Annotated in this window: 15 protein-coding genes; 10 read left to right on the forward strand and 5 right to left on the reverse strand. The window is 68.9% G+C overall.

All coding sequences use genetic code 11. The features are described from left to right. Window positions 1-298: 298 nt before the first annotated feature. From IEX31_RS02240 to helR, 3 genes are all read right to left on the reverse strand, one after another. Window positions 299-673, reverse strand: coding sequence for a nucleotidyl transferase AbiEii/AbiGii toxin family protein (locus IEX31_RS02240; protein ID WP_188741778.1), 375 nt, complete (start codon window positions 671-673; stop codon window positions 299-301). Window positions 674-675: 2 nt separating this feature from the next. Beyond that, window positions 676-1287, reverse strand: coding sequence for a type IV toxin-antitoxin system AbiEi family antitoxin domain-containing protein (locus IEX31_RS02245; RefSeq protein ID WP_188741779.1), 612 nt, complete (start codon window positions 1285-1287; stop codon window positions 676-678). Between the two features lie 122 nt (window positions 1288-1409). Next, window positions 1410-3554 carry an RNA polymerase recycling motor ATPase HelR gene (helR, locus tag IEX31_RS02250; RefSeq protein ID WP_188741780.1) on the reverse strand — a complete coding sequence of 715 codons (2145 nt, stop codon included), beginning with the start codon at window positions 3552-3554 and terminating at the stop codon, window positions 1410-1412. A gap of 163 nt (window positions 3555-3717) precedes the next feature. Here helR and IEX31_RS02255 point away from each other — a divergent pair, with 163 nt between their 5' ends. Next, on the forward strand, window positions 3718-5256 hold the full coding sequence (locus IEX31_RS02255) for a dolichyl-phosphate-mannose--protein mannosyltransferase (RefSeq protein WP_188741781.1): 1539 nt from the start codon (window positions 3718-3720) through the stop codon (window positions 5254-5256). A 9-nt stretch (window positions 5257-5265) separates the two neighbouring features. On the opposite strand, the gene IEX31_RS02260 is transcribed toward IEX31_RS02255, so the two are convergent. Continuing rightward, window positions 5266-6900 (reverse strand): LTA synthase family protein, encoded by a 1635-nt coding sequence (locus tag IEX31_RS02260; protein WP_229662036.1) that lies wholly within the window; start codon window positions 6898-6900, stop codon window positions 5266-5268. A gap of 54 nt (window positions 6901-6954) precedes the next feature. Here IEX31_RS02260 and IEX31_RS02265 point away from each other — a divergent pair, with 54 nt between their 5' ends. Then, window positions 6955-7371, forward strand: a complete 417-nt coding sequence (locus IEX31_RS02265; RefSeq protein WP_229662037.1) for a hypothetical protein — start codon at window positions 6955-6957, stop codon at window positions 7369-7371. A 34-nt stretch (window positions 7372-7405) separates the two neighbouring features. On the opposite strand, the gene IEX31_RS02270 is transcribed toward IEX31_RS02265, so the two are convergent. After that, window positions 7406-8128 carry a CDP-alcohol phosphatidyltransferase family protein gene (locus tag IEX31_RS02270; RefSeq protein ID WP_188741782.1) on the reverse strand — a complete coding sequence of 241 codons (723 nt, stop codon included), beginning with the start codon at window positions 8126-8128 and terminating at the stop codon, window positions 7406-7408. A gap of 89 nt (window positions 8129-8217) precedes the next feature. On the opposite strand from IEX31_RS02270, the gene IEX31_RS18650 reads away from it, so the two are divergent. From IEX31_RS18650 to IEX31_RS02305, 8 genes are all read left to right on the forward strand, one after another. After that, the gene (locus IEX31_RS18650; RefSeq protein WP_229662038.1) at window positions 8218-9198 is read left to right on the forward strand and encodes a zinc-dependent alcohol dehydrogenase; all 981 of its coding nucleotides are present in this window, start codon (window positions 8218-8220) and stop codon (window positions 9196-9198) included. Then, complete coding sequence (locus tag IEX31_RS18655) at window positions 9195-9596, forward strand: 6-pyruvoyl trahydropterin synthase family protein (protein WP_229662039.1); 402 nt, start codon at window positions 9195-9197, stop codon at window positions 9594-9596. The genes IEX31_RS18650 and IEX31_RS18655 overlap by 4 nt, the downstream gene beginning before the upstream one ends. A 3-nt stretch (window positions 9597-9599) precedes the next feature. After that, window positions 9600-10682 carry a glycosyltransferase family 4 protein gene (locus IEX31_RS02280; RefSeq protein ID WP_188741783.1) on the forward strand — a complete coding sequence of 361 codons (1083 nt, stop codon included), beginning with the start codon at window positions 9600-9602 and terminating at the stop codon, window positions 10680-10682. Continuing rightward, a complete protein-coding gene (locus IEX31_RS02285) occupies window positions 10679-11494 on the forward strand; it encodes a class I SAM-dependent methyltransferase (protein ID WP_188741784.1) in 816 nt (271 codons plus the stop codon). Before IEX31_RS02280 ends, IEX31_RS02285 begins: the two co-directional genes overlap by 4 nt. Beyond that, complete coding sequence (locus tag IEX31_RS02290) at window positions 11494-12474, forward strand: lysylphosphatidylglycerol synthase transmembrane domain-containing protein (RefSeq protein ID WP_188741785.1); 981 nt, start codon at window positions 11494-11496, stop codon at window positions 12472-12474. Before IEX31_RS02285 ends, IEX31_RS02290 begins: the two co-directional genes overlap by 1 nt. Window positions 12475-12489: 15 nt before the next feature. Beyond that, window positions 12490-13221, forward strand: coding sequence for a RibD family protein (locus tag IEX31_RS02295; RefSeq protein ID WP_188741786.1), 732 nt, complete (start codon window positions 12490-12492; stop codon window positions 13219-13221). Between the two features lie 233 nt (window positions 13222-13454). After that, window positions 13455-14510 carry a hypothetical protein gene (locus IEX31_RS02300; RefSeq protein ID WP_188741787.1) on the forward strand — a complete coding sequence of 352 codons (1056 nt, stop codon included), beginning with the start codon at window positions 13455-13457 and terminating at the stop codon, window positions 14508-14510. An 895-nt stretch (window positions 14511-15405) separates the two neighbouring features. After that, window positions 15406-15879, forward strand: coding sequence for a hypothetical protein (locus IEX31_RS02305; RefSeq protein ID WP_188741788.1), 474 nt, complete (start codon window positions 15406-15408; stop codon window positions 15877-15879). Window positions 15880-15953 lie beyond the last annotated feature (74 nt).

Here is a 15953-nt window from a genome sequence, read left to right on the forward strand (position 1 = left end):
GAGCGAAGAACCATCGCGACATCCGCCCCGCTCATCACGGCGACGCTGATCACATACACGAGCAGGTCACGCGCATCGAAGACCGTGCCCAGCACCAGCCAGGACGACCGCGGCCGAGAGCCGGCGTCTCGGTGGTCGGTCGGTGGCCATCCGACCATTCTGCCCGGATGTCTCCTCACGGCAGCCGCCGGACGGCGATTCGCCACCTGCGGCGCGTGGCTGATGACACGCCCCCGCGCACCACCTCGGCACGGTGGTCGGCTGCGGCGAGGTGGGGAATCGACGTGTGCGGCAAACACTATCCGTTCGACGTCCATCTTGCGGTGCGCGCGTTCCACTCCCCTGAGGCCGCCATGTTGAGGATTGGATCCGCGAACTCGGCGACCACATCGAGCACGTCAGCGAATTGCTCAGGAAGCTCCCGGTCTCGGTTGACGCGGACGCGCCACGCTCGCCACTTCGGCTGCACTCGCTCCGGCATCTCCGCGAACCTCGGGATCAATGGCGCAAGCTCGACGCGACGGTAGGCGGCGACGGTCTCGAGCGAAGCACGGAGCACCCCGCCATCGACCTGGCTGACGCGGGAGAGCGTATAGATGTCGGCGAAGTCGCGCCAGCGGGTGTTGGCCTCGCCACGGTCGATTGCGGTGACGATCTTCTCCGCGAGCACCATTGTCAGCGGGTACCCGAGTAGGGTGACGGGCCGCTGACCGAGCGGGACGATGCGTTCTGCAGTGCGGCTCGCGCCTTCGGGAAGTCATCGGCGAGCACCGACAACGCTGCCGGGCTGTTACCTCGTTCGCGGAGCCATCGCTTGAGCGCTCCGATGGCGAGGTCGCTCCCCCACTCGTGACGCAGGCGAAAGAGATCGATGATCGTTCGCTCCGCCGAATACAGGCCGATCGAAAGCCCGTTCGGAAGTGCATGTTCAGTCCGGCCGATTGTGAAGGTGTCGGCGTCGAATCGGTGCCAGGCGATCGGTGTGTGGTGGATCACCAATGGCTGTGAGCCGCGTGGGATGGCGATGTCGGTGCGAGAGGGGATCTCATCGGTGAGGTCGTGCAACGCAAGCGCCGACAGCAAGCAGATCGTCGCCTCTGGCTTCTTGTAGGCGATCGCCATCCACGCTGCTGTGGTGTCATCGACAGTACCGGCACGCAGGAACAGCCCCGGCGCAATGCGCTCATACTGTTCGGCCTCGATCAGTCGATCGAAGCGATACCGAGTCAACCCGATCGTTTCAAGATCCCGGTAGCGAACAAGATCAGGAAACGTCGGGGCGTCCATGTCGCAACTCCCTTCCGACAGAAACCGTTACACATACAACCTATCTGGCTCAGATTCCGTTGACCAGCGTCGAGTGATCCTGGTCACCGGGCACGTGTACTCCCGCGCGCTCGAGACCGAGCTCAGGTGCCCGTGAGGATGACGAGTTGCTGCGTCGCCCGGGTCATCGCCACGTAGCGGTCGACGGCGCCTTCGATGCCGGTTCCGAACGTCTCGGGGTCGACGAGCACGACCAGGTCGAACTCGAGCCCCTTCACGTGCGCCGGGCTCAGCGAGCGGACGCGTGGCGTCGGCTCGAACGTCGGGTCGCCGATCACGCAGGCGATGCCATCGGCGTGGACGGCGAGCCACGCGTCGAGCATCGCGCCCAGTTCGGAGGTCGATCCGTATCCGACCGGGATGCCGCTGCTGCGGACGGAGGTCGGCACGTTGGCGTCGGGGATCGCAGCGCGGATGACCGGCTCGGCTTCGGCCATCACCTCGGACGGTGTGCGGTAGTTGATGCTCAGGGAGGCCGAACCGATGTTGCGAAGGCCGACCCGACCGAGCCGCTCCTGCCACGACTCCGTGAACCCGTGCCTGGCTTGGGCGCGGTCGCCGACGACGGTGAAGCTCCGCGACGGGCAACGGCGCAGCAGCATCTGCCACTCGGCGTCGGTGAGTTCCTGCGCCTCATCGACGATGACGTGCGCGAACGGGCCTGCGAGCAGGTCGGTATCGGCGCTCGCGAGCGACGTGTCATCGACCAGCGTGTTCTGCAGGTCCTGCCCACGCAGGATCGACATCAACAGCATCTCGGAGTCGTCGGCCGAGATCAGGTGATCCATGACCATGGCCCGTTGCTCCCGCTCGGCGGCGATCGCGGCCTGCAGCCGGTGCCGTCGTCGCGGCTCCTCGGGGTCGCCGATGCGCTGCCGAGCGGCATCCAGGAACGGGAGGTCCGACACCGTCCACGCCCGTGGGTCCCCGCGCTGCAGCATGCGGACCTCGTCGGTTTTGAGCCAGGGGGCGCACCTGCGCAGGAAGTCGGGCGCCGACCACAGGTCCGCGACGAGGCCGGCCGGATCGAGCAGCGGCCACGCGCGATCGAACGTGCTCGTCAGCTGCTCGTTCCGGAGCAGCGACCTGCGGAGCTGATCGCGCGGCACATCCTCGTCGTGCCGATCGATCAAGATGCCGACGAGCTCCTCCCACACCTCATCGCGCGCCTCATTGTGCGGCACGCCGGGATCCGCCGCGTCGAACGCGTCAGCCCAGTCGTCGGCGCTCAGCCAGACGTCGGCCCAGTGCGTCTCGACCGTCATCCCCGCCGCGGGCGGCTGCTCGTAGAGCCTGACGGCCGACTCGACCGCGTTGACCAGCTGTGCGGAGGACTTCAGGCCCGCGACATCCGGTGCCGTTTCGGATGCTGCCATCGCACCTTCCGCGACGAGGTCCCGAAGGGTGCAGGTCTGCACGCTCTCCTCGCCGAGGCTGGGAAGCACGTCGGCGACGTACGCCAGGTAGGCCGGGTGCGGCCCGACGAACAGCACCCCGCCGCCGCGAGCGAGCCGCGCGTCGGAGTAGAGGAGATAAGCGGCGCGGTGCAGGGCGACCACCGTCTTCCCGGTGCCGGGCCCGCCGTCGACGACGAGCGCGCCGCGAGAACCCGCGCGGATGATGGCGTCCTGGTCGGCCTGGATGGTGCTGAGCACGTCGCGCATCCGAGGTGAGCGGCTGCTCCCCAAGCTGGCGATGAAGGCGGACTGGTCGTCGAGCGCGGCATGCCCTTCCAAGCCGTCGGGGGTGAACACCTCGTCCCAGTAGTCGCTGACACGCCTGCCGGTCCAGCGATACCTGCGACGACTCGCCAGTCCCATCGGGTTAGCGTGGGTCGCTCCGAAGAACGGCCCCGCGGCCGGCGCGCGCCAGTCGAGCAGCAGTCGGTCGCCTGCGCCGTCGGTGAGGCCGATCCGTCCGAGGTACACGGGCTCGGGGTCATCCGCGGCGACGATGCGGCCGAGGCACAGGTCAAGGCCGAACCGTCGGAGCAATCGCAGACGCGCGGTGAGCCGGTGGATCTCGAGGTCGCGCTCGAGGGCCTGCTGACCGGCGCGCCCGGCCGCCTTGCGCTGGACGTCGAGACGCTCGGTGAGGCCGGCGACCAGCTGCTCGAGTCGCTCCGCGATGACCGCGAAGTGCTGCTCGTCGCCGACGATCAGCATCGGGTCGGCCTTGGCTGCGAGGTGCTCGGGAAGGTTGAAGGCGCCGGTGGTCACAGAGGTCACGTCATCATCTCCGGTATCGAGTTCACCATTGTGCGCCCCACGGGGGCCCTTGCGGCAAGGCCCACGTGCCGCAATAGACTGGAAGTGGCAAGGAGTTCAGCGATCCTCCCGATCCCCGCTGCCGGCACCCCGGGCGGACGTGCGGAGGGCGTGGATGGCGGCAATGACCTCCCGACCAGGCGACGCCATGACCGCAGCGCCGTCCCGCCGCGCTGGGCATGCGGCGGTCATCGCCGTCGTCACCACCGGGGTCGTCGCACTGATCGTGCGCACGGCCGCGTTCGTGTTCCCCGAGTCCATCCTCTGGATGCGCGAGAACGACGACGGTGTGATGTTCGCCGGTACGATCGCGATGCTGCATGGGCTCGCACCGTACGCCGACTTCGACTTCGTGCACCCGCCCGGATCGCTGCTGACGCTCACGCCGTTCGCGCTGCTCGGCGCCGGCACGACCGAAGCGGTCGGGCTGGCGGGTGCCCGCCTCCTCACCGTCGCCGTCGGCGTCGCGAACACGGTGCTCATCGGCCTCCTGCTACGCCGGTTCGGCGCGTCGGCGGTGCTCATCGGCGGCGGGCTCTACGCGGTCTGGGGTACGGCGGTGGTCACCGAGCAGACGTACCTGCTCGAGCCCTACCTGAACCTGTTCCTTCTCGTCGCGTTGTTCGCGATCACGTTCCGGTGGCGGTTCGCACCGTTCATCGCCGGTGCATCGCTCGGACTCGCTCTCGCGTCGAAGTACTGGGCAGTCGTCGACGTCGTCATCGTCGGCTGGATGATCTGGGTCGCCTTCGGCCGAGCCGCGTTCGCCAGGTACGTCGCCGCCGGCGCCGTCACGGCCGGCCTGCTGGCGCTGCCCTTCCTGTTCCGGGATCCGGGCGCGATGTGGTCGCTCACGGTCACGGCCCAACTCGAGCGAGGCGGCAACGAGGTCGACCTCGCCGAGCGGGCCGACGTCTTCTCCCCCTACCTCGCGTTCCCCACGCTGCGCGAACTGATCCCCACCGCGGCATCCGCGCTGGGCGTCGCGCTGCTCCCGCTCGTCGCCGCCCTCCCGCTCATCGAGATGGGCCGTGCGCGACGTCGACCCGGCGCATGGAGCGATGAGGCATGGTGGGGCCTCATCACGCTCGCGCACGCGATCCTGCTGGCGGTCGCCTCGATGTTCTTCTACCACTACGCCGCGTGGCTGATGGCGCCGCTCGCCCTCTCACTCGGCGCCGCGGTCGGCCGGCTGCGACGAGCGCGCGTGCGTCACCTCGTGCTCGCCGGCGGCCTCGTGATCCTCATGCTGATGGCTGCCGGCGATCTGGTGCGGGTCCGGCCCACGCCCTCGGCGACGCAACTTCAGGAGTGGGCCGCGGGGCGTGAGTGCGTCGCGGGCATGCCGTCGACACTCGTCGCCGCCGATCGGGTCGGGGCCGACCTCGACCACGGCTGCCCGATGGACGTGGACCCGCTGAGCCTCGGCATGACCCTGCCGAACGCGGGCTCGCTCTCGCATCGTGGCCTCATCGAGTCCGATGAATGGCAGGCCCGGTGGTGGTCGTACATCGAGGGCGCGGATGCCGCGGTCATCACGCCGGGGCAGCGCGAGTGGCTCTCCCCCACGCACGCAGCGGAGTTCGAGGCGGCCTTCGTACAGGACGGCACGATCGGCGATCACGAGCTCTGGCGTCGGCCGGCGGACGCGCCCGCGCCCTGAGTCCCGGCCTCACCCTGCGCTGAAGGCGTCGAGGAATCGATCGCGGAACGCGCTCATCGGCCAGACGGGTGCGTCCGGTGCCGGCAGCGTCCCGTCCTGCCACCGCCATTCCTCGATCGACGTGAAGACGGCCGGGTCCTTCGAGATGATGCTGATCGGCACGTCGTGACCGGCGCCCTGCCCGCTCACGATCGTCGCCGGCTGGTGGTCGCCGAGCACCACCAGCACCAGGTTCGGGTCGTCGGCTTCGTGCAGAAAGGCGAACATCGCATCGAGCGAGTACCGGATGGACTCGGCGTACGCCTGCTGCACGCGTTCCGGATCCTGCCAGACCTCGGTCGGCGACTGCCCCTGCGCAGGTTGGGACTCGAACACGGAACCGTCGCCCACGTCGGACCACGGCACGAGCCGCGGGAGCGGCGCCCACGGCGTATGCGAGGAGACGAGGTCGATCTCGGCCATGACCGGTTGATGGTCCCGGGCGAGCTCGTGGTCGGCGAAGTACTTCCAGGTGTACTGGTCCGGGATGCGCGCATACCCGAAGGACGGCCCGCGATAGCCGACGTCGTTCGCGTCGAGGAGCGTGTCGAAGTGATAGAAGGTCGTGCCGAACGACCACGGCTCCGTGTTCGAGGGAACCACGCTCACCGTGCGCCATCCGGCTTCTCCGAACGCTCGGCTCAGCGTGAATCGATCGCTCCGGATCACCCTGCTGTAGAGCGGCTGCCGGTCGACCCAGAGTCCGGTCTGGAACGTCGAGTGCGCGAGCCAGCTGAGACCACCGAACGTCGGAGAGGTGAGGAAGGCGCTCTGGGAGCCGTAACCGTCGGCGCGAAGCTGTGCCTCACCGACTCGCAGCACCCGTTGCACGCCCGTCGAGAATCCGGTCCCTTCCACGGCCACCCTGCCGTAGCTCTCGACGAAGGCGAAGACGACGTCCTTGCCCTTCAGCGAGGTCAGCAGTTCGGAACCGGCCGTGTCACGGTACGGGTCGGTCGCGATCCGGTTCGACAGGTCGGCGAGCGCGGCGACCCCAGCCGCGGCGTGCGACGCCGACGCGTTGATCGAACGGAGGGATGCGGCCGCCGCGACCGGCTGGCCCGCGGGCAGGCTCGAGCCCGTCAGGGCCGCGATCATCCACACCGCGGTGACCGTCACGATCGAGATCGTTCCGTGCGGACGCTCGGGCCCGATGGCGGCGCCCACACGGAGCGCAGCCCACGCGAGCGCGACGATCGATCCGGCGGCGACGGCCGCGAGGAGCGCGACCAACCCGTTCGCGGCGGCACCGCCGATCGAGCCCTGGAGGACCCCGAACGCGTCGCCCAGCTGCTGCCAGTCGAGCGGATCGAAGGGGATGTCGAGCACCGACCGGTAGCCGACGTCGATCGCCGCGAGGACGAGCGCGCCGACGACGGTCGCACCGAAGCCGGCCGCGACGAGTCCGCGTGCGGGCGGCCAGGGCAGCAGGCCGACGAGGAGCACTGCGAGGATCGACTCCACGGGAAGCCCGGCGAGTGGCGCCGGCGAGCCGTCGGCGAGTGCGCCCGGCACGAGCGGCACCACGACGAGGAGCAGGATCGCGACCACCAGGGCAACCCTCCCGCGCACCTGGTGCGGCCACGAGCGTGAACTCTTTCCCACGCTGTCTCGTGTCACTGCTAGCGTCTCCGCCGGAGGCCTCGATCGGAAGCGGGTATGAACGTGAACACGAACATGACTGGAACCGACAACCGGACCGTCCTGACGGTCATGCGTATCCTCAGTGCCATCGTCCTCGTCGCGGTCGGCGGAATCCATCTCTTCCTCGTCTTCGACGGTGTCGGCGGCGTGCTCGGCGTGCTCTTCGTGCTGAACGCGATCGCGGGCGTCGCGCTGGCGATCGGGATGCTCGTCCTGCGCGGACGGCTCCTGGTCATCACCGGCATCCTGAGTGTGCTGTTCGTCCTCGCGACGCTCGTGGCCCTCCTTCTGGCCCTGACCGTCGGGTTGTTCGGCATCACCGAGACGTGGAGCTTCACCCTCGTTCCGGAGTCGGTGATCATCGAGTCGATCGGCGTCGTGGTGCTCTCCATCGCCACGCTGGTCGCACTCCGCACGCCGCGGACAGCATGATCGCGCGTCGTCCGGATGTGAGCCGGCCTGCGCATCACCGTGCCGCACCCAGCTTCGCTCGCGGGGTGCGGCTTCGCTGCGCCAGCCATACCACGTCGCGGCCGAAGGATTCGACGAGCAGGACGAGTGCGACTCCCACGAGCACGCCGGCGAGCTCCGGGAGGATGCCGGATGCCGCCACGGTCAGGGCGATCCCCTGAACGGCCGTCACGACCTTCCGCCAGTACCGGGGCGGGAGCTGCAGGCGTAGCCAGGGCAGCATCCATCCCGCCGCGACGAAGACGTAGCGCATGAGGCCGATCGCCAGCACCCACGGACCGAGCGCCTGTGCCACGTACGCGCTGAGCATGAGGAGGAGGAATGCATCCACCTCCATGTCGAATCGAGCGCCGAGCTCGGTGGCGGTGCCGGTACGCCGCGCGACCCATCCGTCCATGGCGTCCAGCGCGAGCGCCGGGACGGTGAGGCCGATCAGGAGCGGAGCCGGGATCGGCCCGACGAACGAGGCGGCGACCAGTCCGGTGATGACTGCGACGACGGCAGATCTGGTCGCCGTGACGACGTTCGCCCATCCGAAGCAGGCGGCATTCCGGCGTCGCAGCGCCCGGAGCAGCAGGGCGGTGCTCGTTGTCAGATACGCGAGCGCCACCAAGGCGCCGATCGCCGGCAGCTCGTCGACGACCCAGATCGCCGACACGCCGGCCGCACCGAGTGCGGCCGACCCGATCGGTGCGAGGTGAACCGTATTGCCCGCCATCACGTGTCCTTGTCATGGAGCATCTCACGGAGCATATTCGGGTAACGGGGGAGATCGCCGGATGGTTCATCATCGAAGGAGAAGCACCGTTGCCTGAGGCCGTGGCGTTCTGGATCGACGAGCCCGGCGTGGCGGCCCTGCGCCGGCAGCCGATCGCCGCTGCCGTCGAGGGCGAGGTGCTCGTGCGCACCCGGTACACGGGCATCAGCCGCGGCACCGAGGCGACGGTCTTCCTGGGCCGCGTGCCGAGCAGTGAGCACGAGCGGATGCGCGCGCCGTTCCAGGAGGGCGACTTCCCCGGACCGGTGAAGTACGGCTATCTCAACGTCGGGGTCGTCGAGCAGGGGCCCGACGCGCTCCGCGGGCGGACGGTCTTCACGTTGTTCCCCCACCAGTCGGCCTTCGTCGTGCCCGCTGATGCCGTGGTTCCCGTCCCTCGCGGCGTACCCTCCCGTCGTGCCGTGCTCGCCGGGGCGGTCGAGACCGCGGTCAACGTACTGTGGGATGCCGCCCCCCTGATCGGAGACCGGGTCACGGTCGTGGGTGCCGGCATGATCGGATGCTGCGTCGCACGACTGGCTCGCGGCATCCCCGGACTCGACGTCGTGCTCGTCGACGTGGACGCATCGCGTCGCGCGGTCGCGGATCGTCTCGACGTCGGCTTCGCCGAACCCGGCGATGCGCCCCTCGGTTGCGATCTGGTCATCAACACGAGCGGGTCGGAGGCGGGGCTGCAGCTCGCGCTCGCGTCCGTCGTGACCGACGGGGAGGTGATCGAGGCCAGCTGGTACGGCGACCGGCCCGTCACCCTCGCACTGGGCGCCGACTTCCACTCGCGCCGCCTGACGATCCGGTCGAGTCAGGTGGGCGCCGTGGCCGGGCGCCGTCGAGGCACGCGGACGACTCGCGACCGCCTGACGCTTGCGCTCGAGCTTCTGCAGGACGCGGCCTTCGACGCACTGCTCACGGGCCACTCCCCGTGGGGCGACCTTCCCGTCGTGATGGCCGACCTCGCAACCGGGCGAAGCACTGCGCTCTGCCACACGATCGATTGGACGGATGCCTCGTGACCTTCACCCTGACCGTGCGAGACCACATGATGGTCGCCCACAGCTTCTCGGGAGAGACCTTCGGCCCGGCGCAGCGCGTGCACGGGGCGACCTTCATCGTCGACGCGTCGTTCCGTGCGAGCGAACTCGACACCGACGGCGTGGTCATCGACATCGGGCTGGCATCCGAGGCGCTCGCTGAGATCACGGGTTCGCTGACCTACCGCAACCTGGACGACGAACCGGAGTTCGCCGGCATGAACACCACGACCGAACGGATGTGCCAGGTCATCGCCGACCGACTCGCAGAGCGTGCGGCAGATGGACGGCTCGGATCGGCCGGCGCGCGGCTGTCGTCGATCGAGGTCACCCTCCACGAGTCGCACATCGCATGGGCGAGCTACGAGCGGAGCCTGTGACGCATGATGAACGCGACCGTGCACTTCCTCGTACCCGACGCCGTCGACGACGATGAGCGCGTCAGCGGTGGCAACGTCTACGATCGGCGCCTCACCGGAGCGCTGCGAGCGCGAGGCCTGGACGTGCGACTGGTGCGCGTCGCGGAAGGCCGCGTGAACGACGTGGTGCACGCGATGTCCGTGCTCCCCCGCAACGCCCTCGTGCTGGTCGACGGCCTGATCGCCGTAGCGGCATCGGACGTGCTGCGCGCGCATTCGACGCGTCTTCGAATCGTCGTGCTGGCGCATATGGTCGCCAGCGCCCTGCCCGGGATGCACGACGACGCGGGAACGGCCGAACGCGAGCGCGAGGCCCTGAGCGCCGCCCGCCGTGTGATCGCGACGAGCGAGTGGACGCGATCCGAACTCGTGGCGCGCGCCTACGCCGTGCCCGACCGGATCGCGGTGGCTCATCCGGGCACGGACGCCGGACCGACGGCATCCGGATCCCGATCGGGTGGACACCTGCTCTGCGTCGGCGCGGTCGCGCCGCACAAGGGCCAGGACGTGCTCATCGAGGCGCTCGCGGGAATGACCGATCTGCCCGATTGGTCCTGCTCGATCGTGGGCTCGCTGGACGTCGACCGGGAGTTCGCGATCCGCACCGCCGCCGCGATCCGATCCGCCGCACTCACGGAGCGCGTCGAGCTCAGGGGGGTGTACACGGGCCGGCGACTCGCGGACGCGTACCACGCCGCCGACCTCGTGGTCGTGCCGTCGCGGGCGGAGAGCTTCGGCATGGTCGTCACCGAGGCGCTCGCCCGGGGCATCCCCGTCGTGGCGGCGCGCGTGGGCGGAGTGCCGGAGGCGATCGCCGCGAGTGCCGCCGCCATCCTCACGCCACCCGACGATCCGGTGGCGCTGCGTGCCGTCCTGCGGCGGTGGTCGGAAGACCCCGGGTGGCGTGCAGAGCTCAAGTCGGAGGCGCTGCGGTCGCGCACGGTCACTCGAGTCTGGGACGAGACCGCGTGGATCGTCGCCACGGTGCTGAGCGAGGTCCGTTCGGAGTCGGCCGTCATCGGATCAGAGCGGCTGGGCACCCGATGAGCGAGATCATCGAGGTCAGCAGCGAGTGGCTGGCGCTTCGCGAACAGGAGGACGCACGCGCCCGATCGCGCCGGCTCGCCCGCGCGGCAGCCCGCAGGCTGGGATCGGGCCCGATCGTGATCCATGACCTGGGCAGCGGTACGGGCTCCATGACGAGGTGGCTGGCGCCGCTCCTGCTCGGTCCGCAGACCTGGGTCCTGCACGACTGGAACGCGGATCTCGTCGAACGCGCGGCAGAAGGTGTCGTCCCACTCGATCAGGAACGACGAGCGGTCACTGTGCGCACCCGCGCCGGGGAACTCGCGCGGCTCGGGTCCGACGATCTCGAGGATGCGTCGCTCGTGACGGCCTCCGCGTTGCTCGACGTGCTGACCGCGGAGGAGGTGCGCGCCGTCGTGCAAGCCTGCGTCGATGCCGGCTGCCCCGCGCTGTTCAGCCTGAGCGTGACCGGCGAGGTGCGCCTCGACCCGCGGGATCCTCGCGACGACGTGTTCCAGAGGGCATTCAACGAACACCAGGAGCGCCGTGTGGGCGAACGCCGGCTCCTGGGGCCGTCGGGCGGCGCGTTCGCGCACCGCCTGTTGCTCCAGGCCGGCTGGAACGTCCGATCGGCCGCCACCCCCTGGCGACTCGGCGATCACGATCCTCGGCTGCTCGAGCAGTGGTTCGACGGATGGCTCGGGGCGGCACTCGAGCAGCGTGCCGACCTCGAGGTCGACGGTTCCGGATACCGAGCGCTGCGTTCGTCGCAACTGCGGCACGGGGCGCTCTCGGCCACCGTCGCGCATGCCGACCTGCTGGCGTGGCCATGATGAGCGCGTCGTCGTACGCACGGGTGCGCGCGGTCGTGTCATCGACGTGGTTCCGCGTCGCCGCTCGCTCGCTCGTCGGCGTCGGCCTGCTGATCGCGGTCGTCGGCCAGGTCGGCTCCGGGCCGTTCCTGCGCGGCCTGTCCAGCATCGATCTCCGCGCCGTCGCTGCCGCTCTCGCGCTTTCCGCCGCCGCCACGGTCGCGGCAGCGTGGCGGTGGAGCGTCATCGCAGAGCGACTCGGCGTCGGCCTCCGGTTGCCCGACGCCATCGGAAGGCACTACCGGTCGCAGTTGCTCAACACCGTGCTTCCGGGCGGGGTGGTCGGTGACGTCGAACGAGCCGTCACGCGGGGACGCGACACGGGAAACGTCCCGCAAGCCGCCCGCGCCGTCGTCATCGAGCGCACCATGGGGCAGGTAGTGCAGTTCGCGCTCGCGGTCGTCATCCTCGCGTGGTTCGGCTCGGAGTTCGAGGGAGTGCTGCTCGCAGCGCTCGGCATCGGCCTCACGGTGCTCGTTCTGGCGGCGCTTGCGGCCGTCGCAGCGAGCGTGCGGGTGCAGCGCGTGCTGCGACGCGAGCTCGACGAGCTCTCGGCCGGCGTGGGATCGCCCGGTGCGTTCGTGCGCGTCGTCGCCGCGTCGATCGTGGTGGTCGGATGCCACGTCGCGACCCTCGGCGTCGCCGTCGCTGCAGTCGGGGCGAGCGTGCCGCCGTTTCGCCTCGCCGCCCTCGCGCTCGTCGTCCTGCTCGCGGGTTCCATCCCGCTGAACATCGGCGGCTGGGGCCCGCGCGAGGGGGTCGCCGGCTGGACGTTCGCCGTCGCCGGCCTCGGCGCCTCCACGGGCGTCGCCGCATCCGCCCTCTTCGGCGTGCTCGCGATGATCGGCGTCGTCCCGGGCCTCGTCCTCGCCGTGACGGGCCGCTGTTCGCCGCGCTCGAAGCTCCGCACCAGCACCTGCCGCCCTTGTCGCCGGCGCTGACGGAAAGATGGGAACGTGATCGACCGGCCGTACGTGATCCTCAACGCCGCGATGTCCATCGACGGGTACCTCGACACCGCGTCGCCACCGCGCCTCGCGCTCTCGAACGCGGAGGACTTCGATCGGGTCGACGAGGTTCGGGCGCAGAGCGACGCCATCCTGGTCGGAGCACGTACCCTGCGCCTCGACAACCCGAGACTGCTGGTGCGGAGCGAGGAGCGACGGAGTCGACGCGAAGCCGAGGGCCTGCCGCCGTCGCCCTGGAAGGTGACCGTGACCTCGACCGGCGACCTCGATCCGCGGTCGCAGTTCTTCACCACCGGACACACGACCAAATTGGTGTATTGCCCCCGGTCTGAGGCCCGAGGCATCCGCAACCGGCTCGGCGACCGCGCAACCGTGGTCGGCTTGGGCGAGACGATCGAGATGACCGACCTCGTCGGCGAACTGCGGGACCGGGGGGTGCGCACCCTCCTCGTCGAAGGCGGCGGATCCGTGATCACGCAGTTCCTGTCGTCGGACCTCGTCGACGAGCTTCAGCTGGCCATCGCCCCGTTCTTCGTCGGCGATCCTCGAGCACCCCGGCTGATCGGCGGCGGCCGGTTCCCGTGGAATCCCGATCGCCCCGCGCCTCTGACCGAGACCCGTCGTATCGGCGACATGGTGCTGCTCAGGTATGCGCTGTCCGAGCGGTCCGCCGCACCCGGCGGTTCGCTGCTCGGCCGGTCGACGGGACTGCCCGGTTGAGTCTCACGCTCAGGAGGGCCTGACGGGGCGTCCGCATTCGGTAATGATTGCCATGCCTCCGGCGGGCAGGTCGCGCGTGATACTGGACGCGAACCCGAGCAAGCACCTGGAGGGACGATCATGGAGACCTTCCGATCGCCCGCCCGGTGCGCCCGCACCCAACCCTTCTACGTGCACCAATCGCGTAACCGGGTGTGAGTTGCTCGCAACTCTAGCAAAAGGAGTGATGAATCGTGAGGACGTTCAAGCGAGCCGTGGCCTTGTCGGCTGCGCTCAGCGTGGCGCTGACCGGCGGAACCTTGGCAGTCGCCCTGTCCGCCGCTGCGACCACCGGCGACGAGGCTGAGAAGCGCAAGGTGTTTCCGGACAGCGCGATCGAGAACACCGTCGTCGACACCGCTTCGCTGCCGTTGTACACGGCGCGCATCGGCAGCGTCGATGGGCCCGAGGTCGAGTACGTGGTACTCGAGTCTTCGCAGAAGAAGGATGCTCGCGAGCGGGGCGTGAACTTCTCCCCCAAGCTCGCGAATGCCGCAGGCACCGACGCCGTGCAGCTCGCCGAGTTCGTCGACGGCACGTTGGTGTTCCCCGCAGGTGTGGACTTCTCGCCCGAGCTCATCGTGGCCGACGATCCTGCGGGCTTCCCCCCGGAGACGGCCGAGCCCGGCTCCATCGGCGAGGAAGGATACACCCCGCTCGTCCAGCTTCCCGACGGCACGGTGCTCAACGCTCCGCAGGTCGCCAACAGCACCGGCGATCACGACAAGCTGATCGCTCGCGAGAATGTCGACGGCGTCGAGCGCGGCGTCTTCACCGAGACGGAGGGGTTCTACGAGGGACATGAAGTGTACTACCTGTCCTTCGACGCCTCCGATCCTCTCATCGCGGCGCTGGAGAACGCCACGTACGCGCCGGCGCTGAACGCCGCGCCGGGTCTCGGCTCCAACGAGGAGGACTCGGCTCGGTCGGGCATCGCACCGATCGTCAACGGGCAGACCGGGGTCGACAACGAGAACCGGCAGGGGCTGAACAGCGCACTGCTCGGCGAGGGCGACGCCCTCAACATCGTCCAGTCGATCCCGAGGCACGCGGACGAGTGGAGCCCGCTGTGGGATGTCCACGCCACCGTCTGGACCGAGGCGGCCGTCGCTGCCGGCGACAACGTGCTCCAAGACGACTTCGCCGACATCGCCGAACTCGCCGAAGATGGACTGGTGACCTCGCTGGACGGAGGCGCTTGGCGCGCGATCGGAATTGTGATCAACTGCCCGATCATCAGCATCGACTGACCGTTTGGGAGATGGCGCGGGCGGGGTCCTCCGCGGGCCCGCCCGCGCTGTTTCGCACGCGCGACACTGGTTCTCTCCAGGTCGGCTGGCGCCAAGGAATAGGTTCCTCAAGTCAGGATCGAGAAGCCTTCGCGAGCCGCCGCGTCCGCAAGCTCGCGGTCGAACACCGCGAAGGTCGTGCACTCGGGCTCGACAACTCGTGCTGCATGCGCACTCGCGAGTTGCACAGCGTCATACGCGCGACTGCAAGCCGCGATGCCGGAGCGCACCGCATGACACGACGAACCCCTGGTGAGAGGTGTCTCCCACCTGGGCTTTTTCGTCGGGCTGACAGGATTTGAACCTGCGACCCCTTGGAGGATTTTTCACCTCTCGGGAACGACCACCGTTAGCTCGAAATCTGGCTGATTTCCTGGGTTGATCAGGGGAATCGAGGCCAAGACCTCGCATTGATCCTATCGGCTCATCTCGACTCGCGGGGCGATCTCTCGACCCGTAAGTGGAGAGTTTGTGGCGGGTGCTCACTGGGGCGCTGATGTCGTTCCCTGCCACAAGTATCCCCTGGAGGAGGCCTATCTTCGCGCAACCCTCGCAGCCTCCTGGACCCACGTTCCGAAGTTCTCGTATCCCTCGTCCTTGTTCCGGAGGTATACGGGGCAGCCCGCGGGTAGTGGGGTTCGGGCCCGCGTCGTCTACCGAGCGCTACACCGAGCAGGGGTCGAGGCATGGGAGACAGGACGCCGGTCGACAGGCGATCGGCCACAGCGGCTGACATAGCACGGCAGTTCCTCCACTCCGGCGTGCCGCCCTGCGCGTCGAAGCCCCTCCAGCTTGGACCGCCCCATGAAGAGTCGGCCGAGCTCGAATGGCACTGGCACCAGGCAGACTAAGGTGCATGCACCTTCCGATCCAAGCGCAGGCGACAACACTCACCCCTGAGCAGGCGAAGATCCTCGATGATGAATTCTTCGTCTCCGACCCCCTCAGCCACTTCTCCTCGCGAGCCTCGATGCTGCTCGAAACCGCTCGATCAAGCTACGAGGCAAACCCGGAGAACGAACCGGAGTTCTTCAAGGCCCTTGGCCTCGACGGCGCAGATTCGGCGCTCGGGTTCGACACTCAACACCGCAGCGTCCAGGTCGCGATCGACGCGCTGTCGCTCCGGCATCAGGCGGCCGAGGCACTGACGCGCTTCATCTATGCACGCGTTGCCGCGACGCCTCGGCCCGGGGATGCAAAATCCACGTGGCTGGCCATCGCCGACAGCCCAACCTCGATGATCAAAGTCATCGAAGCCAACAAGGCGGCACTCGACGCGGATCCACATCGATTCCTCCAGCTGGCGCGTAGCGCTTCTCGGTACCGATAGTCCAGCGACCTGGTACCGAGGTTCTGGCTAGTTGGTACTCCCGCGCTTGTTCTGGTCTTCTGATCTCGGCGGCG

Origin of the sequence: Agromyces bauzanensis (genome assembly GCF_014645655.1) — a bacterium.
GTDB classification, from domain to species: Bacteria; Actinomycetota; Actinomycetes; order Actinomycetales; family Microbacteriaceae; genus Agromyces; species Agromyces bauzanensis.